This window comes from Tsukamurella conjunctivitidis, assembly GCF_007858475.1.
Classification (GTDB): Bacteria; Actinomycetota; Actinomycetes; order Mycobacteriales; family Mycobacteriaceae; genus Tsukamurella; species Tsukamurella conjunctivitidis.
Genome location: NZ_VIGX01000110.1, coordinates 1 through 668, shown reverse-complemented (window position 1 = coordinate 668; position 668 = coordinate 1). Strand labels below are relative to the sequence as shown.

Below are 668 nucleotides of genomic sequence, written 5' to 3'. Positions count from 1 at the left end.
CCGGACCTGAGGTTCGAGCCGATGTTTATCCCCGACGTGTTCGACACGATGGCAGCCTCGAAGTCCTGGTATGACCGTGTCCATCTGGTGCAAGGCCCTGGTCGAAATCTATACCTCAGTCAGACTCAAGCTGCAAACTCGATTGCTGATGTTGTGGCTGATCAGACCGGCCAAAAGGAACGAGGAAACTGTATCACCGTCACTCTGAAGACTCAGGCGACGTTTTATCAGCCCGCTCCGTTCTATACGGCGCAGAACTTCCTGATTTTCCGCCATAAACGACTCGACGAGGCGAGTGGACTTTTCTTAGTGACCACGATGCGTCGAGCTCTGCAGAAGTTCTCTTGGGGTTACGGCGTGTCAATGGCTCGTCTACGAGCGACCCGCATCATGGTCCCGGTCACCACTGATGCCGACGGCGAGACCGTCGTGGACTGGGCGGGCATGGCACAGTACGGGCGTGCCCTTCGCGTCCGTGCAGAGCGACGTCTGGAGCCTGTGCTGGAGGTGGCCTGATGAGCCGTAAACCTAACCCGGCCCAGGGCATCGGTAAGGACATCCGCGACGCTCGGAACGAACTCGGCTGGTCGCAGAACAAGCTGGCTGCGGAAGCAGAAGTCTCACGTCCCACGATTGCCCGTGTCGAGACGGGAAGCAACATTTCCACT

2 protein-coding genes are annotated in these 668 nt (G+C 58.2%); both read left to right on the top strand.

Going from position 1 to position 668, the window contains the following annotated elements; all coding sequences use genetic code 11:
* Window positions 1–516: restriction endonuclease subunit S (locus FK530_RS24595; protein ID WP_205124256.1), on the top strand; the 516-nt coding region annotated here is incomplete at its 5' end.
* The coding region (locus FK530_RS24590) for a helix-turn-helix transcriptional regulator (protein ID WP_146489443.1) at window positions 516–668 on the top strand (153 nt) is incomplete at its 3' end. The genes FK530_RS24595 and FK530_RS24590, both read left to right, overlap by 1 nt.